The organism is Streptomyces sp. NPDC043861, assembly GCF_056435905.1.
On sequence record NZ_JBWKDP010000009.1, the window covers coordinates 21,061 to 44,353 of the forward strand.

General features: G+C 69.4%; 19 protein-coding genes and 1 pseudogene. 11 read left to right on the forward strand and 9 right to left on the reverse strand.

Annotation, left to right across the window (positions count from 1 at the left end; all coding sequences use genetic code 11):
- Nucleotides 1-29: 29 nt before the first annotated feature.
- Entirely contained in the window at nucleotides 30-1,067 is a 1,038-nt protein-coding gene (gene mgrA / locus AC068D_RS21020) for an L-glyceraldehyde 3-phosphate reductase (protein WP_478824543.1), read from the reverse strand.
- Nucleotides 1,068-1,238: 171 nt separating this feature from the next.
- Here mgrA and AC068D_RS21025 point away from each other — a divergent pair, with 171 nt between their 5' ends.
- The 9 genes and pseudogenes from AC068D_RS21025 to AC068D_RS21065 all read left to right on the forward strand — a co-directional run bounded on the left by AC068D_RS21025 (nucleotide 1,239) and on the right by AC068D_RS21065 (nucleotide 10,725).
- Nucleotides 1,239-2,000 (forward strand): isoprenyl transferase, encoded by a 762-nt coding sequence (locus AC068D_RS21025; RefSeq protein ID WP_478824544.1) that lies wholly within the window; start codon nucleotides 1,239-1,241, stop codon nucleotides 1,998-2,000.
- 1,028 nt (nucleotides 2,001-3,028) lie between these two features.
- The gene (locus AC068D_RS21030; RefSeq protein WP_478824545.1) at nucleotides 3,029-4,351 is read left to right on the forward strand and encodes a PhoH family protein; all 1,323 of its coding nucleotides are present in this window, start codon (nucleotides 3,029-3,031) and stop codon (nucleotides 4,349-4,351) included.
- A gap of 395 nt (nucleotides 4,352-4,746) precedes the next feature.
- Nucleotides 4,747-5,448, forward strand: coding sequence for an aggregation-promoting factor C-terminal-like domain-containing protein (locus AC068D_RS21035; protein ID WP_478824546.1), 702 nt, complete (start codon nucleotides 4,747-4,749; stop codon nucleotides 5,446-5,448).
- Between the two features lie 126 nt (nucleotides 5,449-5,574).
- Nucleotides 5,575-6,924, forward strand: coding sequence for an AI-2E family transporter (locus AC068D_RS21040; RefSeq protein ID WP_478824547.1), 1,350 nt, complete (start codon nucleotides 5,575-5,577; stop codon nucleotides 6,922-6,924).
- Nucleotides 6,921-7,628 carry a hypothetical protein gene (locus tag AC068D_RS21045; RefSeq protein WP_478824548.1) on the forward strand — a complete coding sequence of 236 codons (708 nt, stop codon included), beginning with the start codon at nucleotides 6,921-6,923 and terminating at the stop codon, nucleotides 7,626-7,628. Before AC068D_RS21040 ends, AC068D_RS21045 begins: the two co-directional genes overlap by 4 nt.
- A 179-nt stretch (nucleotides 7,629-7,807) precedes the next feature.
- Nucleotides 7,808-7,972 carry a hypothetical protein gene (locus AC068D_RS21050; protein ID WP_478824793.1) on the forward strand — a complete coding sequence of 55 codons (165 nt, stop codon included), beginning with the start codon at nucleotides 7,808-7,810 and terminating at the stop codon, nucleotides 7,970-7,972.
- 136 nt (nucleotides 7,973-8,108) lie between these two features.
- Nucleotides 8,109-8,535 (forward strand): annotated as a pseudogene (locus AC068D_RS21055) (Tn3 family transposase); the annotation flags it as partial.
- Nucleotides 8,536-8,702: 167 nt separating this feature from the next.
- Nucleotides 8,703-9,911: a cytochrome P450 family protein gene (locus tag AC068D_RS21060; RefSeq protein ID WP_478824549.1), complete on the forward strand. Its 1,209-nt coding sequence runs from the start codon at nucleotides 8,703-8,705 to the stop codon at nucleotides 9,909-9,911.
- A 37-nt stretch (nucleotides 9,912-9,948) separates the two neighbouring features.
- A complete protein-coding gene (locus tag AC068D_RS21065) occupies nucleotides 9,949-10,725 on the forward strand; it encodes a crotonase/enoyl-CoA hydratase family protein (RefSeq protein ID WP_478824550.1) in 777 nt (258 codons plus the stop codon).
- Nucleotides 10,726-11,600: 875 nt separating this feature from the next.
- On the opposite strand, the gene AC068D_RS21070 is transcribed toward AC068D_RS21065, so the two are convergent.
- Both AC068D_RS21070 and AC068D_RS21075 read right to left on the reverse strand, forming a co-directional pair.
- Nucleotides 11,601-12,134 (reverse strand): alkyl hydroperoxide reductase, encoded by a 534-nt coding sequence (locus AC068D_RS21070; protein WP_478824551.1) that lies wholly within the window; start codon nucleotides 12,132-12,134, stop codon nucleotides 11,601-11,603.
- A 2-nt stretch (nucleotides 12,135-12,136) separates the two neighbouring features.
- Nucleotides 12,137-12,691 carry a peroxiredoxin gene (locus AC068D_RS21075; protein ID WP_478824552.1) on the reverse strand — a complete coding sequence of 185 codons (555 nt, stop codon included), beginning with the start codon at nucleotides 12,689-12,691 and terminating at the stop codon, nucleotides 12,137-12,139.
- 162 nt (nucleotides 12,692-12,853) lie between these two features.
- On the opposite strand from AC068D_RS21075, the gene AC068D_RS21080 reads away from it, so the two are divergent.
- Nucleotides 12,854-13,867 (forward strand): hydrogen peroxide-inducible genes activator, encoded by a 1,014-nt coding sequence (locus AC068D_RS21080; RefSeq protein WP_478824553.1) that lies wholly within the window; start codon nucleotides 12,854-12,856, stop codon nucleotides 13,865-13,867.
- Here AC068D_RS21080 and AC068D_RS21085 read toward each other — a convergent pair.
- The 5 genes from AC068D_RS21085 to AC068D_RS21105 all read right to left on the reverse strand — a co-directional run bounded on the left by AC068D_RS21085 (nucleotide 13,812) and on the right by AC068D_RS21105 (nucleotide 19,083).
- Complete coding sequence (locus tag AC068D_RS21085; protein ID WP_478824554.1) at nucleotides 13,812-16,145, reverse strand: ABC transporter permease; 2,334 nt, start codon at nucleotides 16,143-16,145, stop codon at nucleotides 13,812-13,814. The two genes, AC068D_RS21080 and AC068D_RS21085, sit on opposite strands and share 56 nt — an antisense overlap.
- The gene (locus AC068D_RS21090) at nucleotides 16,142-16,828 is read right to left on the reverse strand and encodes an ABC transporter ATP-binding protein (RefSeq protein ID WP_478824555.1); all 687 of its coding nucleotides are present in this window, start codon (nucleotides 16,826-16,828) and stop codon (nucleotides 16,142-16,144) included. The genes AC068D_RS21085 and AC068D_RS21090 overlap by 4 nt, the downstream gene beginning before the upstream one ends.
- Complete coding sequence (locus AC068D_RS21095; RefSeq protein ID WP_478824556.1) at nucleotides 16,825-17,349, reverse strand: PadR family transcriptional regulator; 525 nt, start codon at nucleotides 17,347-17,349, stop codon at nucleotides 16,825-16,827. The genes AC068D_RS21090 and AC068D_RS21095 overlap by 4 nt, the downstream gene beginning before the upstream one ends.
- A 562-nt stretch (nucleotides 17,350-17,911) precedes the next feature.
- Complete coding sequence (locus AC068D_RS21100) at nucleotides 17,912-18,121, reverse strand: type II toxin-antitoxin system antitoxin (protein WP_478824794.1); 210 nt, start codon at nucleotides 18,119-18,121, stop codon at nucleotides 17,912-17,914.
- A 26-nt stretch (nucleotides 18,122-18,147) separates the two neighbouring features.
- Entirely contained in the window at nucleotides 18,148-19,083 is a 936-nt protein-coding gene (locus AC068D_RS21105) for an SPFH domain-containing protein (RefSeq protein ID WP_478824557.1), read from the reverse strand.
- A 223-nt stretch (nucleotides 19,084-19,306) separates the two neighbouring features.
- Between AC068D_RS21105 and AC068D_RS21110 the strand changes: the two genes are divergently transcribed.
- Complete coding sequence (locus tag AC068D_RS21110) at nucleotides 19,307-21,604, forward strand: transglycosylase domain-containing protein (protein WP_478824558.1); 2,298 nt, start codon at nucleotides 19,307-19,309, stop codon at nucleotides 21,602-21,604.
- A gap of 185 nt (nucleotides 21,605-21,789) precedes the next feature.
- Here the strand turns inward: AC068D_RS21110 and AC068D_RS21115 are convergent, their stop codons facing one another.
- Nucleotides 21,790-23,253 carry a catalase gene (locus tag AC068D_RS21115; RefSeq protein WP_478824559.1) on the reverse strand — a complete coding sequence of 488 codons (1,464 nt, stop codon included), beginning with the start codon at nucleotides 23,251-23,253 and terminating at the stop codon, nucleotides 21,790-21,792.
- Nucleotides 23,254-23,293: the final 40 nt, after the last annotated feature.

The following is a 23,293-nucleotide window of genomic DNA, read 5'->3' on the forward strand; positions in this document are numbered from 1 at the left end:
TGCCGTGATCAGCCTCGCGGGAGCCCTGATCAGCTCCGGCCGGCCCAGATGTTCGTGCCCGCGGTGTCCACGGCGAAGGTGTCGATCTCCTTCGACTCCTCCTCGGAGAGCGGCGGTGCGGCGAGCGCCGCCACGTTCTCCTCCAGCTGCCCCACGCTGCTGGCGCCGATCAGCGCGGAGGTCATACGGGCGTCGCGCAGCACCCATTTCAGGGCCAGCTGGGCCAGCGACTGGCCGCGGCGCCGTGCGATCTCGTTGAGTCCGCGCAGTCGGCGGAGCACCTCGTCGGAGAGGAGGCCCGGGTCGAGGGACTTGCCCTGCGCGGCCCGAGAGCCCTCCGGGATGCCGGTCAGATACTTGCCCGTGAGCAGACCCTGGGCCAGTGGCACGAAGGAGATGCAGCCCATGCCGGCCGTCTCCAGGGTGTCCAGCAGGCCGTCGTCCTCGATCCAGCGGTTGATCATCGAGTAGGACGGCTGGTGGATGAGCGCGGGTACGCCCATCTCCTTCAGCAGCCTTGCCGCCTCGGCGGTCTGCTCGGCGTTGTAGGAGGACACACCGACATAGAGCGCCTTGCCCTGCTGGACGGCGGACGCCAGCGCGCCCATCGTCTCCTCCAGCGGGGTGTGCGGGTCGAAGCGGTGCGAGTAGAAGATGTCGACGTAGTCGAGTCCCATCCGCTTCAGCGAGGCGTCGAGCGACGACAGCAGGTACTTGCGGGAACCCCACTCGCCGTACGGGCCGGGGTGCATCAGATACCCGGCCTTGGTGGAAATGATCAGCTCGTCCCGGTACGGGGTGAAATCCTGGGCGAAGATCTTGCCGAAGTTCAGCTCGGCGGAGCCGGGCGGGGGGCCGTAGTTGTTCGCCAGGTCGAAATGGGTCACTCCCAGGTCGAAGGCGCGGCGCAGGATCGCACGCTGCGAGTCGAGCGCGCGGTCGTCGCCGAAGTTGTGCCAGAGGCCCAGCGAGATCGCGGGGAGCTTGAGCCCGCTATGGCCGCTGCGCCGGTACTCCATGGCGTCGTAGCGGCTCTCCGCGGCGCGGTAATAGGGGGAATCGTTCACGCTTCCCTGCTTATCACGGACTTGTGACAGACCGGGTTGGGCCGCCGTGGCCGGTGCCAAGTAATGTGACGGCTTCGGGGGCAGCCACAGCGCACAAGGTGTGTCGCTGCGCGGCGGGCCGGATCCCGCGGGGGGTTGTGCCGGTCCGGACGAACCGAGAGGGTGGAGTACGTGAACTTGCGCGACCTGGTGTACGGGCTCTACGCGCGCCGTGTGGAAGGCCGCCTCGACCACGAGCAGGCGCCCAAGCACATCGGGGTCATCCTGGACGGCAACCGCCGGTGGGCGAAGGCGTCCGGCGGCACCGCCGAGCAGGGCCACAAGGCGGGTGCCAGCAAGATCCACGAACTGCTCGGGTGGTGTGCCGAGACCGACGTCGAGGTCGTCACGCTCTGGCTGCTGTCCACGGACAACCTGGACCGGCCCGAGGAGGAGCTGATCCCGCTCCTCGGCATCATCGAGGACACGGTGCGCGGTCTCGCGGCGGACGGCCGCTGGCGGGTGAACCACGTGGGCACGCTGGACCTGCTGCCCGACCGCACCCAGTCCGTACTGAAGGAAGCGGAAGAGGCGACCGCCGGCATCGGCGGGATACTCGTCAACGTCGCCGTCGGCTACGGCGGCCGTCAGGAGATCGCCGACGCGGTCCGCTCCCTGCTGACGGAGCACGCGTCGAAGGGAACGACCTTCGAGGAGCTCGCGGAGATCGTCGACACGGACCTCATCGCCTCGCACCTCTACACCCGGGGTCAGCCCGATCCCGACCTGGTGATCCGGACGAGCGGTGAGCAGCGCCTCTCGGGCTTCATGCTCTGGCAGAGCGCCCACTCCGAGTACTACTTCTGCGAAGTCTTCTGGCCCGCCTTCCGCAAGGTCGACTTCCTCCGCGCCCTGCGCGACTACGCCGCCCGCCACCGGCGCTACGGCACCTGACGGGACCCGCGTCGTCCGCCTCCCCGGACCGGAAGCCCGCACACGATTCGCGGTCCCCGTCCGGGGGCTCCCCTCCCGGGGAGGGCGTCGGCCCGCCGGCGCGGTGGCGTCCTGAGGGCTGTCCCGTAGTTTCTGGTGGATCGGCGCGTGGCGTCGGATGCATGGGGTCTCCCCGGCCCCTTGGGGCCGCGGGGACGCATCGCAAGGCGGAGTATCGCCCTCGTACTGGATGTACTCGGGTGATTCGACAACGCAGCGTGGGGGCGCCTCCCGGCGAAGCCAGGGGGAGTGCCGTGCAGGGCGTCGCGAGCCGGTGAACCTATCCGGTCACAGCACTAGCGGCCGTGATCCGCAGCCCTTCGTCCCACTCCGCCGCCTTGTGCGGTATGTGCCTTTCCTTCAGGTATCTCCGTATCTCCGTGTCCCCGCGTCAGCTGTCCGGTGCCCCGGTATCCGCTGCCCGGTGCTCCGTTGTCCGCTGCCCGGGTGAATCGCCCGGGTCTGCCGCGCCGCTGACGGCTCGGCCCGCTGCCGGCCCGCCCGGACAGCGTGGGTCCGAACGGGCGCCGGACGGACGCCGTTTCACCGACCCTGCGGCGAGGGGTCGGCTCCGGGAAGGGCCGGGCCGTCACCCGTTCGCCCGTGCGACGGCGGTTTCACGCCGCCGGGACCCTTCGCCGACGCGTCGTCCCGTGCCGTGCAGCCCGCCCCGCCCCCGGTCCCGCCCCTGCGCACGGTCATGGTCATCGCCTGTTCATCGACGCGTCGTCATATGCCATGGCATGGCTGTGCACGTTCGAGGGAATATCCCTGACAGGTCGACATCCGGACACCTGAGCCGGATGCCGTGCTACAGCGAGTGGCACCGAGTCCGCTCGCCCGGGAGGCCCTTTGCGCCAGGACGACCATGCGGTGAGCATGGAAGGAACGGAGGGCCGGTATCCGGCCCGTGCATCGCGGCCGGTCACCGGTCCTACTGCCCGCGACGCCGTCGCACCCCGATCTCAGCCGAGGGGGTACGTCCTTCCGTGGTGAACAGCACTAAGCGCCGCATGCCCGACAGGCGCACCTACGTTCTCGACACCAGCGTCCTGCTGGCCGACCCGAACGCGCTGGCCCGTTTCGACGAGCACGAAGTGGTGCTCCCGATCGTCGTGGTCACGGAGCTGGAGGCCAAGAGGCACCATCCGGAGCTCGGATACTTCGCCCGACAGGCGCTGCGCCTGCTGGACGACTACCGCGTCCGGTACGGCCGTCTGGACGCCCCCATCCCGATGGGCGACCTCGGCGGCACGCTGCGCGTCGAGCTCAACCACTCGGACCCGGGTGTGCTCCCCGCCGGCTACCGGCTGGGCGACAACGACTCACGGATTCTCGCGGTGGCGCGCAATCTCCAGGCCGAGGGGTACGACGTCACGGTCGTCTCCAAGGACCTGCCGCTGCGTATCAAGGCGTCCTCCGTCGGTCTCCTCGCCGAGGAGTACAGGGCGGAGCTCGCCGTCACGGATTCCGGTTGGACCGGAATGTCGGAACTGGCTCTGGCCGCCGAACAGGTGGACATCCTTTATGAAGAGGAGACGCTGTACGTCCCCGAGGCCTCCGAGCTCCCGGTCCACACCGGACTCGTCCTCCAGTCCGAGCGCGGCAAGGCACTCGGCCGCGTCACCTCCGAGGGGAATGTCCGTCTTGTCCGTGGGGACCGCGAGGCCTTCGGGATTCGCGGCCGCAGTGCCGAGCAGCGCATCGCCCTCGATCTGCTGCTCGACCCGGATGTGGGCATCGTCTCCATGGGCGGCCGGGCGGGCACCGGAAAGTCCGCGCTCGCGCTCTGCGCCGGCCTGGAGGCGGTCCTGGAGCGCAGGCAGCACCAGAAGGTGATGGTCTTCCGGCCGCTGTACGCGGTCGGCGGCCAGGAACTCGGCTATCTGCCGGGCACCGAAGCGGAGAAGATGAGCCCCTGGGCCCAGGCGGTGTTCGACACGCTCTCCGCGGTGGCCGGCCGCGAGACCATCGAGGAGGTACTCGGCCGCGGCATGCTCGAGGTGCTGCCGCTCACCCATATCAGGGGACGCTCGCTGCACGACGCGTTCGTCATCGTCGATGAGGCCCAGTCGCTCGAACGGAATGTCCTTCTGACCGTTCTGTCCAGGATCGGGGCCAATTCAAGGGTTGTTCTGACCCATGATGTGGCGCAGCGCGACAATCTGCGCGTCGGTCGATATGACGGAGTTGTCGCCGTCGTGGAGAAGTTGAAGGGGCATCCGCTGTTCGCCCATGTCACGCTCACCCGCTCCGAGCGTTCACAGATCGCCGCACTGGTGACCGAAATGCTGGAGGACGGTCCGATCTGACCCGTTCCTCCAGGCAGGAGAGTTGGCGCCGCCCGGTAAAGCCCAGGAGCTTAGCCGGGCGGCGTCGTGCTGCGCGCCCGTTTCCGCAAAACCCCTGGGGCAAACGAGGTGTGAGCTATCCCACGTAACGAGGAATTGCCTTGCGCCCTCGCCTTCCGGCAGAGTCTTGCTTCCGTCAGGCCCCGCATACGGCACACCTGCATCCCCAGGGATGTGGCACCACACAACTCAACAGCTGCCGCCGTATGCCGCCCGAGCACCACGCGGCGCTCCCCCCGGGGGGAGTTGCCCACCGGGCCCGTGCCCCCCGTGACCTTGCAAGTTGGGGTGCCAGTGTCAGGGGCAAGATTGCGCCCGCGAGGTCACCTGTGCGGGCGACGCTGGAAGGAAACCGTGTGAGCCGGATCTCGGTCCGGGGATTCGCCGTGGCATCTGCCACTGCGGTCACCACAGTCGGCGCCGTCGTCGGCGTTGCTTCGGGTAACCCGCAGTCCGCGGGCACCGACTTCGAGGCAACCGCTGCCGACGCGACGCTTCTTGCGGACATCCCCGTCGGTGAGCAGGCCCAGGTTCAGGTCGCGTCCCTGACGCAGCAGGCCGATGCGCAGGCCGCCGCTGCCGACGCGGCTGCCCAGAAGTCCGCAGAGGAAGCCGCACGCGTCCAGGCCGCCAAGGACGCCAAGGCGAAGAAGCAGGCTGCCGACGACAAGGCCGAGCGCGAGGCCGAGGAGAAGGCGAAGGAGGAAGAGCGCGCCAGCCGCTCCTCCGTCCGTGACGCCTCCAGCTTCGCGACCCAGTCCTCGTACAGCGTCGCCGAGGTCCAGGCGATGGCCCGGCAGATGATCCCGGGCGATCAGTTCCAGTGCTTCAGCAACATCGTGGACCACGAGTCCACGTGGAACTACCGTGCGACGAACCCGTCCTCCGGTGCCTACGGTCTCGTCCAGGCGCTTCCCGGCTCCAAGATGGCCTCTGCCGGCGCCGACTGGCAGACCAACCCGGCCACTCAGATCAAGTGGGGCCTCAACTACATGAACGACCGCTACGGCAGCCCCTGCGGCGCCTGGTCGTTCTGGCAGGCCAACCACTGGTACTAGAAAGCCGGGCCACCCAGGCCGGGCCCACGGGCCGCTGTTCAACTTCATGGAGCCCCTCGCCGTCCTACGGTGAGGGGTTCCGTGCGTGTACGGTCATGGCGGACCCCGGGGGGAGAGGGAAACGCGATGTCGAAGATGCCAGGGTGGCTGGACCGGCTGGGCGCCGGACTGTCCCGGATGGGGGCACGGTTGGAGGAACGACGAGCCGAGGCCGCCGCGGGTGACGACGGAGAGAGCGAGCCGTCCGTCGCCCAGCCGGCCGAATACGTCCCCCCGCCGCCTTCGTACGCCCCCGCAGTCCCGGCGAAACCCGATGCGGCATCCGCGATCCCGTGGGGAATGAGGGTCGCGGCCGAGGCGGGCTGGCGTCTGCTGGTGCTCGCCGGAACCCTCTGGGTGCTGATGCGGGTCATCAGCGCCGTCCAGCTCGTCGTGCTCGCCTTCGTCGCCGCGATGCTGATCACCGCGCTCCTCCAGCCCACCGTCGCCCGGCTCAGACGACTCGGCCTGCCGCGCGGCCTCGCCACGGCCGTCACCGCAATCCTCGGGTTCGTCATCATGGGCCTGGTCGGCTGGTTCGTGGTCTGGCAGGTGCTGGACAACCTCGACAATGTCGCCGACCGGGTCAAGGACGGCATCGACGAGCTCAAGCGATGGCTGCTCAACAGTCCCTTCCATGTGACCGAGCAGCAGATCAACGACATCGCCAAGAACCTCCAGGACACCATCGGCACCAACACCGAGGAGATCACCTCCGCCGGACTCCAGGGCGTGAGCGTGATGGTGGAGATCCTCACCGGGATGCTGCTGGCGATGTTCTCGACCCTCTTCCTGCTGTACGACGGGAAGCGGATCTGGCAGTGGTCGCTGAAGCTGGTGCCCGCCCAGGCGCGGCCGGGCGTCGCCGGGGCCGGCCCGCGTGCCTGGCGCACGCTGACCGCCTATGTGCGCGGCACGGTGGTGGTGGCCCTCATCGACGCGATCTTCATCGGCCTGGGGATCTACTTCCTCGACGTCCCGCTGGCGGTGCCGCTCGCCGTCTTCATCTTCCTCTTCTCCTTCATCCCCCTGGTCGGCGCCGTCGTCTCCGGCGCACTCGCCGTCGTCGTCGCGCTCGTCACCCAGGGCGTGTTCACCGCGCTGATGGTGCTGGCCGTGGTCCTCGCCGTACAGCAGATCGAAGGCCATGTGCTGCAGCCGTTCATCCTCGGCCGCGCGGTACGGGTCCATCCGCTCGCCGTCGTCCTCGCCGTCGCCGCGGGCGGCCTGACGGCCGGTATCGGAGGTGCGGTGGTCGCAGTGCCGCTGGTGGCGGTGACCAATACGGTGGTCGGCTATCTGCGTGCGTACGGCCAGGAGCAGAGCGTGCGCCACGGTCCGGCCCCGCACGGCGCCACGGTGATGGACCTCGCGCCCACACCCCCGCCCTCGGCTTCGCCGACGCCGCCCTCCGCACCGGGGGACGAGAAGCAGTGATCTCGGAGCCGGAACTGGTGGGAGGCATCGACCTCCCGGCACCCCGCACCGCTGCTGTCGTCGCGGGTGGGGACGAAGACCCGAAGCCGCCGCGGTCCAGGCGCCCCTGGCTGTGGGCGCTCGGCGGCGCAGTGGCCGCGTCCGCCGTGTGGGCGGGCGGTCTGTATGCATACGACCGGGTCGGCCCGGACCTCGGTGGCTACCGGGTGAGCGGCAAGCTGTGCAAGGACGCGGAGTTGAAGGCCATGACGGCGAAACTCGGCAAGCGGGAGGAGGGGTGGTCGGGAGCCGATCGGCACTGGGCCGTCGACCGCTCGATGTGCAGTGTCGACTTCACCGGGAGCGCCACGTACCAGTACTCGTTGAACCTCTCCTACACCCTGCACAAGGAGACCGACCCGGAGCCGGAGTTCGAGGCGCAGGCGCGCCCTTCGCCGGACCTCGGCGAGGAGCGCAAGGGCGAGTGGATCACCGGTCTCGGCGAGCGCGCCTATCTGATGATGCCCGAGGCCGAGGGCGACGGCCTCAGCGTGATGGTGCTCGACGGCCGGGCCGTGATCACGGCCGATCTCTCCGCCATGGGCGACTACGAGTACGGCGAGGAGACCGACGAAGAGCCGGAGCCGGCCGACCTCGCGCCTCTGAGGCAGCCGCTCCTCGAGGACGTGAAGGCCCTGATGGCCGCGCTCAAGCGCCCCGCATGAGACCCGGTCCTGTCCTGCCCCGTGGGCAGGACAAGGACCGTGCCGCGCGAGCGGGTTGCGCCCTCGGACAGTCCTGACCGCCGGCCGCTCGCCGGCCGCGCCGAGCACGAGGTCATTCCGGGCTGCACGGGCGGGCGTGGACGCACGCCGAGGTGCCGGTGGCGCTGTTCAACCAGGCGGTGGGCTGGTTGCGCCGTCACCGGGTGCTGCTGCCTGGGGTGAGCGTGTTGGCCCGGCAGGTGTCGGAAGCTCGGAAGGTCGCGGAGAAGCGTTGCACGCGACGGTCGCAGGGGCCGCGCGGCGGGCGGACCCGGCGCTGCCCGGGGACCTGGTGGCGACGTTGAAGACGCCGGAGGGCTCGCGGTTCTCGGAGCGAGCGGCTGTGCCGGCCACCGACGCGGACGACGGGGACGGCATTCGCCCGCGCGCTGGAGCGGGTGGACGAGATCGGCGCGTACCGGCTGGGTCGGCCTGTCCAACTCTGTGGTCGCGCTGCTGGTGTCGGAGGCGTGCAACATCGGCCTGGCCCCGGTGGTCAACCCCGGCTAGGAGGCGCTGACCCGGGCCCGGCTCGTGCACGTCGACCAGTACTACCTGCGGGCCGACACGAACGCGCGGCTCATCGAGGCTCAGGTGCCGATCGTGAAGTTCTGGGGCGAGGGCCTGCCGGCCTCGGTGGACGGGTTGCGGTTCCGTCGTCCCCGTCCGGATGGTGAACGCGGCGCCGTCGCCGAAGCACTTCGGGTTCAAGCGGGGCATCACCCGGCTGAATGCCGCCAACGACCAGGTCGCGGGCATCGGGCAGATGGTCGTCCCCGGCACCCCACGCGACTCCCTGCACATCCTGGACGCCCTGCTGGACCTGGACGGCGGGGCGAAGACGGAGATGGTGGCGACCGACAACGCGGAGGTCGGGGGGTACGGGAGGGCTCGGGAGCGCGGCTGTGTGCGCTGGGCGTGCTGGTGTCCGTCAGGTTGCGGGTGTGTGCGCCGGTGGGCTGGTGTGCTGCCGTATCCGCTGGTGGGGGCCTTCGTTGGTGGGGTGTGCATCGACCAGCCCGAGTCGGAGAAGCCGTGTCCGCTGCTGCTTCCGTAGTTCCGCCGACCGCATTGTCAGCGGGCCGGTGGTGTGATCCCTACCCGTATTTCGCGTGGCTGCGAGGTCACGCGCCCGCCCATGTCGAGCGGCGTCCCGGCCGGCCCGCTGTCTGGCAGGTCTCCCGCTACGACGACGTACGGGCGCTGTTGAGCGACCCGAGGCTGAGCAAGGAACCGGGCCGGGTCCCCGGGTATGTTCCGGGGCCGGCGGGGCTCAACCGGCACCTGGTCCACGCCGACCCGCCGGACCACACACGGCTGCGGGCGTTGGTGAACTCGGCGTTCGTGCCGCGCCGGATCGCGCTGCTCGAACCCCTGATCGCCGGGGTCGCGCATCGTCTGCTGGACCGTGTCGAGCACAGCGTGCACATCGACCTGATCGCGGAGTTTGCGGCTCCGCTGACGTTCCGGATGATCTGCGCGATCCTCGGTGTGCCCGAGCACCTTGATACGGCGGCCACCCGGGAGACGCTGATGGCGACCATCTCCCCCGGCAGGCCCCTGGAATCAGCCGGTGCAGAGGCGGACCTGCAGCGTCTGCTGGACGCTCTGATCGCCGCGAAACGGGCTGGAAGCGCAATGGGCGGGGTCGATCTGCTGGGCGCTCTGGTGCGGGCCGGTGACGCGAGCGGGGTGATGAGCGAGGAGGAGCTGCGCTCGACGGCCTACCTGCTGCTGCTGGTCGGGCACGACACCACGATGAACCTGATCGGGAACGGGATGCTCGCCCTGCTGGGCCACCCCGACGAAGCCCAGCGCCTGGCTGCACCCGATCACGGTCCGGGTCTGGTCTCCGCTGCGGTCGAGGAACTGCTGCGCTACGACTCGCCCGTGCGCGACGCCACGTTCCGGTGCGCGGCCGCACCCATCGAACTGCACGGGCACACGATCGGTGCCGGGGACATCGTGAGCCTGCTGATCGGGTCGGCCAACCGGGACGGGGAGCGGTTCCCGGACCCCGACCGCCTCGATCTGGGGCGCACGCCGAACGAGCACCTCGCGTTCGGGTACGGACCGCACTTCTGCATCGGCGCCGCCCTCGCCCGCCTCGAAGGCGCAGTCGCTTTCCCCCTGCTGCTGCGACGCCTCGGGCCGGTGCAACTGGCCAAGCCCGCCGCCGAGCTGCCCTGGAGACCGGCCCGCGTCATGCGCGGCCTGGCCGCCCTGCCCCTGATCCGCCGATAACCCACCACCATCCGATACTCCGTACAGGAAGGACACCATGGGCAACCGTTCCGCTGATCCAATGGTGCTGACCTCGCGACGCGACGGCGTCCTCGTCATCACCCTCAACCGGCCCCACGTCCGCAACGCCGTCGACCAGGCCCTCGCCGCAGGCGTCGACGCCGCGCTTACGGCACTGGACACCGACCCGGAACTCGAGGTCGGCATCCTGACCGGGACGGGCGGACACTTCTGCTCCGGCATGGACCTCAAAGCATTTCCCACCGAAGGAGTGCCCCGCGTCGCCGACCGGGGACTGGCCGGCCTGACCCGCGCCCACCGGACCAAACCCCTGATCGCAGCTGTCGAAGGAGCCGCGGTCGCCGGCGGCTTCGAACTCGCCCTCGCCTGCGACCTCATCACCGCCGCCGACACCGCCTTCTTCGCCCTGACCGAAGTCGCCCGAGGGCTCGTCGCCTCCGAAGGAGGTGCCATTCGCCTGCCCGGCCGCATCCCGCACCATCTGGCCATGGAAATGCTCCTGACAGCCTCCCCGCTCCCGGCCGCCGACGCCGCCCGCCACGGACTGGTCAACCAGCTCACCAGCGAAGGCAAAGCCTTCGACGCAGCGCTCGCCCTCGCCGCCCGGATCCGGGCCAACTCTCCGCACGCGATCCGAATCACCCGGCAGGTCGTCAACGCCACCCGCGGCCTCGACGACCACACGGCCTTCACCGTCCAGGACCCGATCACCACTCCCGTCTTCCACACCGCCACCGCCACCGAAGGTGCCCAAGCCTTCTGTGAGAAGCGCGCCCCCGACTGGACGGCCTGACGCGCGGTGGCGACACCGTCCACATCTCCGAGATGTTCCGCCTCGTACGCGGCAACCAGCACATCCCCGACGTGCTCGATGTCCTGCACCGCGGCCGCCTCGCCCTGCGCATACCCGACGGCGCGTTCTCCGTGATGGACCTCACCGCCCGCCACCCGCGCACCGGCGAGCTGCTGTCCACGGTGAAGTTCACGGTGCAGACCCTCGCGGCCGACGGCGAACTCCAGCGTGACCTCCAGCGCGAGCTGACCTACGACGGCCTGCGCGCCGCCGAGACCCAGGGCAGCAAGGGCGGGCGTCGCCCCGCCGGGGCGGCCGACACGACCGGCGCCGTGCGCACCGCGTACCTGGAGGGCCGGTCCATCGTCGCCCTCGCCCGCGACCACGGTGTCAGCCGCGGCGCGATCCGTACCGGCCGTCGCCGACCTCCTGCCCGAGCACACGGCCGCCGACCCGGACACCCTCGCCCCGGAACTGCCGGTCACCCTCGACATGCGGGCAAGGTCGCCGACTTGCTCCGTGCTGCCGAGCTGGAGCCCGCCGAACGAGCCGCGCTCGACCAGGGCATCACCGTGCGGCGTGGCCCAGGGCCGTCACCGCCGTCCCCCGTGCATCGCCAGCCGCTGCCAGCCACTCGACGGCGGCCATGGCGTCCCGGCGCAGGGCAAGGCCCGCCGCGAGTACGAGAAGCGCGTCAGCGCGCTCGCGCCGACAGGGCCATGATCGCTCTTTCAGCGCCAACGGCTGTACCGATGTTCCCCGAGGCCGGACGGCGGGAGGGTGGCGTACGGCCGCCTGCCATGGAACTCCCGGAAGCCGGAAGGGGCCCACCGGCCGTTGGCGGTGAGCCCCTCGCAGATGTGCGGCCGACTGCGCTACTGCGCCAGAACGGCCTCTGCCTCCAGCGTCGTACCGACGGCCTGGATCACCGAAGCGACCTTGAAGGCCTCCTGGATGACATCGCGCTCGACGCCCGCCTTGCGGAGGACCTGCTCGTGCGAGTCCAGGCACTGGCCGCAGCCGTTGATCGCGGAGACCGCGAGCGACCACAGCTCGAAGTCGGTCTTCTCGACGCCCGGGTTGCCGATGACGTTCATCCGCAGGCCCGCGCGCAGCGTCCCGTACTCGGGGTCCGACAGCAGATGCCGGGTCCGGTAGAAGACGTTGTTCATCGCCATGATCGCGGCGGCCGACTTGGCGGCCGTGTACGCCTCGGCGGAGAGGTTGGCCTTGGCCTCCGGCTCCAGCTCGCGCAGCACGATCGGCGAGCGCGAGGCGATCGCGCAGGCCAGAACCGTGCCCCACAGCTGCTGCTGCGGAAGCTCGCTGTTCCCGATGACCGAACCGAGGTTCAGCTTCAGGTCCTTGGCGTAGTCCGGGAGAGCGGACTTCAGCTCATCGAGAGCCATGCTCACTCACCGGCCAGCAGCTTGACCGGGTCGAGGGTGCTCTCGCCCTGGGTCCAGTTGCACGGGCAGAGCTCGTCGGTCTGCAGGGCGTCGAGGACCCGCAGGACCTCCTTGGGGTTACGGCCGACGGAACCGGCGGTCACCATCGTGAACTGGATCTCGTTGTTCGGGTCGACGATGAAGACGGCGCGCTGCGCGAAGCCGTCGGCGCCCTCGATGCCGAGGTCACGCATCAGCTCGTGCTTCGAGTCGGCCATCATCGGGAAGGGCAGGTCACGCAGGTCGGCGTGGTCCTTGCGCCAGGCGTGGTGGACGAACTCGGAGTCGCCGGAGAAGCCGAGGATCTGGGCGTCGCGGTCGGCGAACTCCTCGTTCAGCTTGCCGAACGCGGCGATCTCGGTGGGGCAGACGAAGGTGAAGTCCTTGGGCCACGCGAAGACGACCTTCCACTTGCCCTCGTAGGACTTGTGGGTGATCTGCTCGAATTCCTTGCCGCTCTCCAGCGAGACGCAGGCGGTCAGCTCGAACGTGGGGAACTGGTCACCGACAGTGAGCACGCGCTCTCCTTGCAGTGGGAAGGCCCCTTTTGAGGGCTTCCTAGGGGTTGGACGGACCCTGATCGTGGCACAGCGTGCATTGATCACGGAAATAGCTAGACTGGGTCATCGTGATCGGAGGTGCTTATCAGTGATGGCGATGGCCGCCGGAACGAATACGGAATGAGTACAGCGAACCGTGTCAAACAACCCAGCCTGGCGCAGCTGCGTGCCTTCGCCGCCGTGGCCGAGTATCTGCACTTCCGTGACGCGGCGGCCGCCATCGGGATGAGCCAGCCCGCTCTGTCCGGTGCCGTGTCGGCGCTGGAGGAGGCACTGGGTGTCCAGTTGCTCGAGCGTACGACGCGCAGGGTACTGCTCTCGCCGGCCGGTGAGCGGCTCGCGGTGCGGACGAAGGCGGTGCTCGACGCGGTGGGGGAGCTGCTGGAGGAAGCCGATGCGGTCAGGGCGCCCTTCACCGGAGTGCTCCGGCTCGGCGTGATCCCGACGGTGGCGCCCTATCTCCTGCCGAGCGTGCTGAAGCTGGTGCACGAGCGCTACCCCGAACTCGACCTCCAGGTACACGAGGAGCAGACCTCGTCCCTGCTGGAGGGGCTCGGGGCGGGGCGGCTCGATCTGCTGCTGCTCGCCGTGCCGCTCGGAGTGCCGGGAGTGACCGAACTTCCGCTGTTCGACGAGGACTTCGTCCTGGTGACGGGGCAGGGACACTGGCTCGGCGGGCGTCAGGACATCCCGCGCGAGGCGCTGAAGGAGCTCCAGCTGCTGCTGCTCGACGAGGGGCACTGCCTGCGCGACCAGGCCCTCGACATCTGCCGTGAGGCGGGCCGTACCGAGGGGGCCCCGGTCACCACCACCGCGGCCGGTCTGTCCACCCTGGTGCAGCTGGTCGCCGGCGGTCTCGGCGTTACGCTGCTGCCGCGCACCGCGGTCGAGGTGGAGACCGGCCGCAACGACCGTCTGCTGACGGGCTACTTCGCCGACCCGGCCCCGGTACGCCGTGTCGCCCTGGCGATGCGCTCGGGAGCCGCCCGCCAGGGCGAGTTCGAGGAGTTCGCCGTCGCACTCCGGGAGGTCCTGGCGGACCTCCCGGTGCGCCTCCTTCGCACCAACGGCGACCGGCTCACTCCGTCCGCAGGCCCTCCGGGCGCATCAGCCGGAGCAGCGGCGGCAGGCTGAGCAGCGTCACCAGCAGGACGACACCGGCCCCGATCCCCGACATCGCGGCGACCGACGCCCAGTCGACGACCACCGGGGCGCCCGCCATCTTGAGCAGCACCGCTCCGAGAGCCAGGCCCACCCCCGTGGCGAGCAGCAGTCCGAGCGCGACCGGCACCGCCGCCTGCCACAGCACCGACATGCTCAGCGTCGAGCGGCGCGTGCCGAAGGCGACCAGCGCGGACAACAGCTTCTTGCGCTCCCGCAGCTGCTCCAGCTGCGAGACGAGCAGGCTCGCCCCGATCAGGATCAGTACGCACGCGGCGCCGATGAACAGTCCGGTACGGATCGACGCGAAGCGGTCGGACCGTTCGACGGCCTGCAGATGCATCGGCGTCAGCATCGGGTCGGCCTTGAGGATCGCCGTACGGGCGTGCTCGATCGCGTTCGGCACCGCCGGATCCAGCTGGACGTAGATGGACGCGTACCTGTCCGTCTTGAGGTCCTTCGGTGCGGCGCCGGGTGTGGCGAGGATGCCGCTGTGCCTGGAGCCGAGCGGGTCGGTGCGGCTGGTGACCTTCCCGGTGGCCGGGGGCAGGGTCCAGGCGACGGGCGGTGGACCGCTCTCGGGGCCCCAGAGGTTCCCGACGTACAGCTTCCGGCCGGGCTTCGCCACCTTCGCCGTGCTCGCGTCGTCCGCCCCGCCCTGGGTGAAGAAGGTGTCGCCGTCCTTGCAGGAGGGCAGTCGGGCCAGTTCGCGCAGCGCGTCGCAGGTGCCGACGGTGAGGGTGGTCGAATTCTCCGAGTCCGTCGGGGAGGCGGAGACCGAGGAGCTGCTCAGCGCGAACGCCCGGGTGACTCCCTCGGTCCGCCCGATCCGGCGGGCGATGTCGTCGGTCCGGGCGGCCGCCTCGCTGTCCTGCGGGACCAGGGCGGAGATCGCCGCGCGGGCGGGGTCCTCCCCGGTGTCCCGGGTGTAGTCGCCCTCGATGCCCGAGAACATCATCTGGAGCGCGATGGCACCGGCGACCGCGACGGCGATGCCGTTGACCAGGCGAGCCGCGGTGCCGCTGCTCATCTGGAGCCTGCGCACGGCCAGTTGCCAGGAGACCGAGCCGCCGCCGAGCCGGGCGACGACCGTCTCGACCAGCCACGGCAGCAGCGCCGTGATGCCGACGAGCAGCAGGACGACACCGCCGATGACCTGCCACTGGTTGAACTCGCCGCTGTCGTTGCCCATGCCGATCATCGGGTAGAGCAGGGCGAGTCCCGCGAGCGGCATCAGCAGCCGCCACCAGATCCGGCGGCGGGCGGGCTTGGCCGTACGGACCACTCCGAGCGGCTCGATCACCACGCTCCGCAGCGCGAACAGCGTCACCGCGACCGCGGCGGCCGGCACGGCCAGCGCGACCAGCGCCGCGAGTCCCGGTGACGGATCGAGATCGGCCGGAAAGATGCTCATCCTGAACAGCTCGACCCCACCCGCCGACTGCCGTACTGCGGCGAAGAAACCGGCGCCGAAGCCCAGACCGATCAGCGATCCGGCGAGCGCCTCGCCCGCCGCGATCCGGCGTGTCATCCGACCGTCGGCGCCGATCAGCCGCAGAGCGGCGAGGCGGCGGTCGCGGCGCTCGCCGCCGAAGCGCACGGCGGCCGCGATGAAGACGGCGACCGGTGTCAGCAGTGCGACGAACACCAGCGTGATCAGGAGAAGGAGCACCGGGTCCAGGGGCTCGGACTCCGCGGAGTTCTCGAAGCCGGTGACCCGCGGGACCTTGCCGTCCAACGCCTTCAGGGTGTCGCTGCCCGCGTAGTAGGCGAGTTCGGACGGTCCGATCAGCCCCTCGTCGCCGATGACCGCGGTGATCCTCTGGTCGAGGCGCTCGCGCAGGAGCTTGCCGTCCGCGGACTTGAGCAGCTTGTCGAGGGCGGGGGAGACGGCCATCTCGCCCGGGGCGGGGAACGATTGCAGTCCGGGTGGTACGGGTGCGTCCGGGCCTTCCGGCTTGAGGAGGCGGCCGTAGATCTCTTCGGCGCGATAGCGGGTGTCCACCTCGGCGACGAGCAGAGTGTTGTGGCCGGCTTTCTCGGCGGTCGGCGCGGTGTGCTCGCTGCGGGCGTCCCCCCGCAGGTCGCGAGCGCCCAGCGCGCTCGGAATGGCGGTGGTGACCAGCAGCAGTGCCACGCCCAGGCCGACGCCGACGCCGGTGAGCAGGGTGCGGGTCCAGCCCTCGCGCCCGCCGCTCACCGCGAACTTGGCGCCCATCAGCAGGTCGCGCGCCCAGATCCGGGCGCTCATACGGCGCGCTCCATGTCGCGGGACTTTCCGTCGCGGACGACGATCTCGCGGTCGGAGTACGCGGCGACACGGGCCTCGTGGGTGACGAGGACGACGGCGGCACTGGTGGACCGGGCGGCCTCGGTGAGCAGTTGCATCACGCGCTCGCCGTTGAGCGAGTCCAGCGCGCCGGTCGGCTCGTCGGCGAACAGCACACGCGGGCTGGTGACCAGAGCACGGGCCACCGCGACCCGCTGGCCCTGTCCGCCGGAGACCTCGCCGGGACGTTTGCCCCCGAGGTCGTCGACCTCCAGGCGCTGCATCCACTGCAGGGCCGTGCGCTCGGCCTCCTTGCGCTTCGTGCCGTTCAGCCGCAGCGGCAACGCCACGTTCTCGACGCAGGTCAGCTCGGGTACGAGCTGGCCGAACTGGAAGACGAAGCCGAACTCGCTGCGGCGCAGCGCGCTGCGCTCCGCGTCGTTCATCGCGGACAGCTCACGGCCGTTGTAGGTGATCGTGCCCGAGTCGGGGGTCACGATCCCGGCGAGGCAGTGCAGCAGGGTCGACTTGCCGGAGCCGGAAGGGCCCATGACGGCCACGACCTCGCCCGGATGTATGGAGAACGCGGCCCCGTCCAGGGCATGGGTGGGGCCGTACGCCTTGCGGAGGTTGTCGGCGGCGAGCAGAGAGCCGGCGGGTGTCATTCTGCGACCTCCTTGGCGAGGGCGTCGAGGCGGGCGGCGGCCAGTTCGAGCCAGCGCAGGTCGGCCTCCAGATGGAACAGCGCGTGGTCGCAGATGAGCTGGTCGGCGAGGTCACCGCGGCGCTTGCGATCGGTGAGGATCCGCATCAGCCGCAGATGCTCGGAGCGCTGTGTGTCGAGCAGATCGGCGGCGCTGCGGCCGGTGAGCAGGGCGAGGACGACCTTGGTGTAGAGCGTCGACTGGAGGTAGGGCTCCGGCTTCTCGGGCTGTGCGAGCCACTGGGAGACATCGGTGATGCCCGCGTCGGTGATCGCGTACCGCTTGCGCTCGGGGCCGCCGCCGGCCTCGATGCCGTCCACCTCGACGAGGCCGTTCTTCAGCAGGCGCGACATCGTCGAGTAGACCTGCCCGTAGTGCAGGGGCCGGTCATGGCCGAACTTCTCGTCGAAGGCGCGCTTGAGGTCGTAACCGTGGCGCGGACCGGACTCCAGGAGCCCGAGGAGCGTGTGACCGATTGACATGCAGAAGACTCTACACAGTGGGTATACATCGCATGTATAGACACAGTGCAGAGTCGTCATTCGGCCAGGTTCCGATGCAGGTCAGCAGCGATTGTCACGGTTCGGAACGGACGGATCCGCGCGGTGGGCCGGACGGGACGGACCAGTGACAACCGGACATCGACGGTGTGGCCGAAAGTCTGCGGCAACCCGTCCGTGACGGGGACCCTTCGTTCGGGTCGGCAGGCTGGATCGGGCTGGATCGGTGCCGGGGCGTGCGAGCCCGGTTCGAAGGGGAGGCTCCCAAGTGCTGTGACCGGAAGGGTTTGCCGGAGGCTCGCGAGGTCGGTTGCGTGGGGTATCCCCGGCCCCCGCCGGGGCCGAGGGGGAGCACCGCAAGGCGGCGGGGGCCCCCTGGATCCGCCGGGGGCGCGCCCCCATCCGGCCGGAGGTCGGGGAGGCGGCCCCCGTGCCGAACGTCCTCGGGCGACTCAGGCAACGCAGCATCGGGGTGCCTGCCGGCGGTAGCCGGTGGAGTGCCGTAACTGGCGTCGCGGGCCCGAGAAGAAAGCCCGGACGGCCCTCAGTCGCCCCCGTTCTCCGGTGGGGTCCCGGGCGTTGCCCTGGGTGGCCGGCCCCTGGGTGGGATCGGCTTGACCCCACCCGGCAGGCGTCCGGCATCCGACAGTGCTCTCCGCAGCAGGAACTCGATCTGCGCGTTGGCGCTGCGCAGTTCGTCGGAGGCCCAGCGGGCGAGCGCCTCGTACACCGCCGGGTCCAGCCGCAACAGCATCTGCTTGCGGGTCTGCCTGCGCTCGGTCACTGGTAGAGCGTGCCCGTGTTGAGGACCGGCTGTGCGGAACGGTCTCCGCACAGCACCACCATCAGATTCGACACCATCGCCGCCTTCCGCTCCTCGTCCAGTTCCACGAAGCCCTGCTCCCCGATCCTCGCCAGCGCGGCCTCCACCATGCCGACCGCGCCGTCCACGATCTGCCGGCGCGCCGCGACCACGGCGCCCGCCTGCTGCCGCTGGAGCATCGCCGACGCGATCTCCGGGGCGTACGCGAGGTGTGTGAAGCGGGACTCGATGATGCGGACACCCGCAGCCTCCACCCGGGCGTGGAGCTCGACCGCGAGCTTCTCGGTGATCTCCTCGGCGTTGCCGCGCAGCGACAGGCCGTCCTCCTCGTGGTGGTCGTACGGGTACTCGATGGCTATGTGTCGTACGGCGGCCTCCGTCTGGGTGGACACGAACTCCAGGAAGTCGTCCACCTCGAACAGCGCCTGTGCGGTGTCCTCGACCTTCCAGACCACCACCGCGGCGAGTTCGATCGGGTTGCCGTAGGCGTCGTTGACCTTGAGGATCGCGGTCTCGTGGTTGCGGACACGGGTGGAGATCCTCTCTCGCGAGGTCAGCGGATTCACCCAGCGCAGTCCGTCGGTGCGGATAGTCCCCCGGTAGCGCCCGAAGAGCTGGACCACCCGCGCCTCGCCGGGCGCCACCATGTTCAGCCCGCACATGGCGAGGCCCGAGGCCAGTGCGACGACCACGCCGAGCACGGCCAGGCCCGCCTTCGCGCCACCGTCGCCGAGTGTGGCGCCCGTCACGATCAGCCCGATGCCGGCAGCCAGGCCGACGAGGCCGAACAGCAGGGCGAGGCCGCCGCCGATGCTGTGTGCTGCGAACTCCCGCACCCGTGGCTCGGGCATGTGCGGTACGTCGTTCGGCAGGGATGTGCTCGTTGCGGACATGTCCGTCCCCCGTATCCCCGGCCGCGGTGCACGGCCGGACGCGCTAGCAATGTGATTACACATTAGCGCGCATGGCAACCCTGCGCACCTCTCGTGAGTCGGTTCCATCGGGACAGGTGCTCATTCTCACGTCCGGAAAAGACGGGATCGGGCGCCGTTTGTCTGTAGTGGCGGTGTTAGCTTTCTGAGCTGATCTGACGACGAAGAGCGGAGCAACGAAGCGATGGGCCGAGCGGAATCGCGACGAGCCCGGCAGCGCGGCGCGCGCCGGACGAAGAGCGGTGGAGGCATACGCCGCTTCTTCACCTGGAAGAAGATGCTGGGTACCTTCCTCGGCCTGTGCCTTGCCCTGATGGCCGCGTTCTTCGTCATCTACTGGCTGGTGCCGGTCCCCGAGGCCAACGCCAAGGCCCAGATGCAGAGCAACGTCTACAAGTTCAGCAACGGCAAGATCCTCACCCGCACCGGTGAGGTCAACCGTGAGATCGTCGGCCTCGAGAAGATCCCCGAGGACGTCCGGAACACCTTCATCGCCGCCGAGAACAAGGGCTTCTACCAGGACTCCGGCATCGATCTGAAGGGCACGGCCCGTGGTCTGCTCAACACCGTCACGGGCAAGGGCAAGCAGGGTGGTTCGACGATCACTCAGCAGTACGTCAAGAACTACTACCTGAACCAGGATCAGACGATCACCCGCAAGCTCCAGGAGCTGGTCATCTCCCTCAAGGTGGACCAGCAGTTGGACAAGAACGACATCCTCGCCGGGTACATCAACACCAGCTACTACGGACGCGGGGCCTACGGCATCCAGGCTGCGGCGCAGGCGTACTACGGAGTCGACGCACAGAAGCTGAACGTCGCCCAGGGCGCCTATCTCGCCGCCGTCCTCCAGGCCCCGAGCCAGTACGACTGGGCGGTCGCATCCGCCAAGAGCAAGGACCTGGTGACCGAGCGCTGGAACTATGTGCTGAACAACATGGTCGACGAGCGCTGGCTCGACTCCGGCAAGCGTGCCGGTCTGAAGTTCCCCGTTCCCAAGGAGCCGAAGGCCGCCCCCGGCATGGAGGGGCAGACCGGCTACCTCGTCGCGGCGGCCAACAAGGAGCTCGGACGCCAGGGTGTCAGCGAGAAGGACATCGAGGCCGGCGGCTGGACCATCACGCTGAACATCGATGAGAAGAGGCAGAAGGCGCTGACCAAGTCCGTCGAGGACCAGTTGGAGGCCAAGCTCGACCGGAAGGGCGACAAGCGCGACGCGACCGTCCAGGCCGGCGCGACCTCCGTCGACCCGAAGACCGGTCATGTCGTGGCCCTCTACGGCGGCGTGGGCGCCACCGAGCACTGGTTTTCGAACGCCACGCGCCGCGACTACCAGCCCGCCTCGACCTTCAAGCCCATCGTGCTCGCCTCCGCACTGCAGAACGAGTCGACGACCCAGGACGACGAGCGGATCACGCTCAACACGATCTACGACGGCACGAGCAAGCGACCCGTCGAGGGCAGTGATGTGCCGTTCGCCCCGGAGAACGAGGACGACGTGGACTACGGTCCGGTGAGCGTCCAGCGGGCGACCAACAAGTCGATCAACTCGGTCTACGCGCAGATGATCGTGGACGTCGGCCCCGACAAGGTGAAGAAGACCGCGCTCGACCTGGGCATGAAGGACGGCGAGGGCTGGCCGGAGCAGCCGGCGATGTCGCTCGGCACGATGGGCGCCTCCCCGTGGGACATGGCGGGGGTGTACGCGACCCTGGACAACCACGGCAAGAAGACGACGCCGACGATCGTGAAGTCCGCCGAGCGCAGGGACCGCACGGTCGAGATATCCGACCCGATAGGGCCGCAGGTCGTCAGCCGTGAGACGGCCGACTCCGTCACGGAGGCCATGACGGGCGTCGTCGAGAGCGGCTCGGGGCAGAATGCGCTCGGTGAGTACCACGCGGCGGGCAAGACCGGTACGTCGGAGAACAACCGCTCGGCCTGGTTCGTCGGCTACACCCCCGAACTCGTCACCGCAGTAGGCCTGTTCGGAGAGAAGTCCGACGGCACCGGTCAGGTCACCCTGACGGACACCGTCAACGAGGGCCGCGCCAACGGCGGTGGTGTCCCGGCCTTGATCTGGAAGCAGTACACGACGGGCGCTCTCGGCGGCGGCTCGGACGAGGAGTTCGACCTTGAGCTCCCGGAGCCGGTGCAGGAGGAGCCGTCCTACACCCCGAGCGACGACCCGTCGGAGTCGGAGGAGCCGGAAGAGCCCGAGGACAAGCCGCAGAAGCCGAAGGACCCGAAGGACCGTCCGCCGCACAATCCGGACGAGCCGTCCGACCCCTCGCCGTCCGATCCTGGTGACTCGTCGGGGAACGACTCCGAGGGCGCCACCGAGGGAACGACGGACGGGACCACCGAGGGAACGACGGACGGGACCACCGAGGGAACCACGGAGGGGACCACCGAGGGAACGACGGAGGGGACCGCCGAGGGAACGACGGACGGTCCGGCCGGCCGACCGGTGAGGCCCTAGGGTCCTTCGTTCGGATCTTGCCGGGCTCGATCCGAACGAAAGACCCCAGGCCCGCGGCGGGACCGATGCGGGCCGGGGTTCCGACCGGACACCGGGGAGGGGCCCGGCGCATGTGCGCCGGGCCCCTCCCCGGTGTCCGGTGGCCGCCGCTCGCGCCGGTCGTGGTCGGCGCGGTCGGCGCGGCCTCAACCGCCGTTGACGTTCTTGGCGACCTGGTCGCCGAGATCCTTGTCGACATTCCGCCAGTACTGCACCGCACGGTCCAGCACCGGCCGGGAGACGTCCTGCTTGAGATGACCGCTGATGTTCGACACCAGCCGGTCCCGTGCGGCGTCGTCCAGGACCTGGCGGACCATCGTGCCGGCCTGGCCCCAGTCGTCGTCCTCGCGGTGCAGCTTGGACGCCTCGCGCACCATTTCGCCCGTGGCCTCCCAGCCCGCAGGGTCGCCGAAGCGCTGGAAGTCGGCGGACGGCCCGCCGTACGAGTTCGGGGCGTAGGGACGCTCCGCGTTCGACGGTGTGTACCGCATCGGGCCGTCCTTGGCGTACGAGTTGACCGCCGAGTGCGGCCGGTTCGGCGGCAGCTGGGCGTAGTTCGGGCCGATCCGGTACCGGTGGGTGTCCGGATAGGAGAACAGCCGGCCGAGCAGCATCTTGTCCGGGGACGGACCGATACCCGGCACCATGTTCGACGGCTCGAAGGCGGCCTGCTCGATGTGGATGAAGTAGTCCTCCGGGTTCCTGTTCAGCGTCATACGCCCGACCTCGATCAGCGGGTAGTCGCCGTGCGGCCACACCTTGGTCAGATCGAAGGGGTTGAAGCGGTAGTCCGCCGCGTCCTCGAAGGGCATGATCTGGACCTTGAGGGTCCATGACGGCGCGTTCCCGGAGTCGATCGCCTCGTACAGGTCGCGGCGGTGCTTGTCCGCGTCCGACCCGGCCAGTTCGTCGGCCTCGGCCTGGGTCAGGAAGTCGATGCCCTGGTCCGTCTTGAAGTGGTACTTCACCCAGAACCGCTCGCCACCGCCGTTGATCCACATGTAGGTGTGGGAGCTGTAGCCGTTCATGTGGCGGTAGGTCTTCGGGATGCCGCGGTCACCCATCAGCCACGTCACCTGGTGCGCGGACTCGGGGGAGAGCGTCCAGAAGTCCCACTGCATGTCGTTGTTGCGCAGACCCGTGACCGGGTGTCGCTTCTGGGACCGGATGAAGTCCTGGAATTTGATCGTGTCGCGTACGAAGAAGACCGGCGTGTTGTTGCCGACCAGGTCGTAATTGCCGTGCTCGGTGTAGAACTTGAGCGCGAAGCCGCGGGGGTCGCGCCAGGTGTCCGGGGAGCCCTGTTCGCCGGCGACCGTCGAGAAGCGGGCCAGCATCTCGGTGCGTTTGCCCGGCTGGAACAGATCTGCCCTGGTGAACTGGCTGACGTCGTTGGTGACTTCGAAGAAGCCGTACGCTCCCGACCCCTTGGCGTGCACCACCCTCTCCGGGACCCGTTCACGGTTGAACTGGGCCATCTTCTCCATCAGATAGTGGTCCTGGAGAAGGATCGGACCGTCGGAGCCCACGGTGAGCGAATGCTCATCGCTCTCGACGGGGATTCCGGCGTTGTTCGTCGTGTACGGAGCCTTCCGGTTCGACTCGGTCACGAGCGTCCTCCCATCGATCGGGGGAAATTGATCGCTTTCG

What these genes read in the sequence shown, in the direction of transcription:
- AC068D_RS21100 (WP_478824794.1), bottom strand. Translation starts at nt 18,121, where the DNA reads ATGCTGTTGCGGCTGGACCCGGCGGTGTACGAGGCGCTCGCCCGCTGG.
- AC068D_RS21095 (WP_478824556.1), bottom strand. Translation starts at nt 17,349, where the DNA reads ATGTCAATCGGTCACACGCTCCTCGGGCTCCTGGAGTCCGGTCCGCGC.
- AC068D_RS21085 (WP_478824554.1), bottom strand. Translation starts at nt 16,145, where the DNA reads ATGAGCGCCCGGATCTGGGCGCGCGACCTGCTGATGGGCGCCAAGTTC.
- AC068D_RS21065 (WP_478824550.1), top strand. Translation starts at nt 9,949, where the DNA reads ATGGGCAACCGTTCCGCTGATCCAATGGTGCTGACCTCGCGACGCGAC.
- AC068D_RS21080 (WP_478824553.1), top strand. Translation starts at nt 12,854, where the DNA reads ATGAGTACAGCGAACCGTGTCAAACAACCCAGCCTGGCGCAGCTGCGT.
- AC068D_RS21040 (WP_478824547.1), top strand. Translation starts at nt 5,575, where the DNA reads ATGTCGAAGATGCCAGGGTGGCTGGACCGGCTGGGCGCCGGACTGTCC.
- AC068D_RS21105 (WP_478824557.1), bottom strand. Translation starts at nt 19,083, where the DNA reads ATGTCCGCAACGAGCACATCCCTGCCGAACGACGTACCGCACATGCCC.
- AC068D_RS21090 (WP_478824555.1), bottom strand. Translation starts at nt 16,828, where the DNA reads ATGACACCCGCCGGCTCTCTGCTCGCCGCCGACAACCTCCGCAAGGCG.
- AC068D_RS21070 (WP_478824551.1), bottom strand. Translation starts at nt 12,134, where the DNA reads ATGGCTCTCGATGAGCTGAAGTCCGCTCTCCCGGACTACGCCAAGGAC.
- AC068D_RS21110 (WP_478824558.1), top strand. Translation starts at nt 19,307, where the DNA reads ATGGGCCGAGCGGAATCGCGACGAGCCCGGCAGCGCGGCGCGCGCCGG.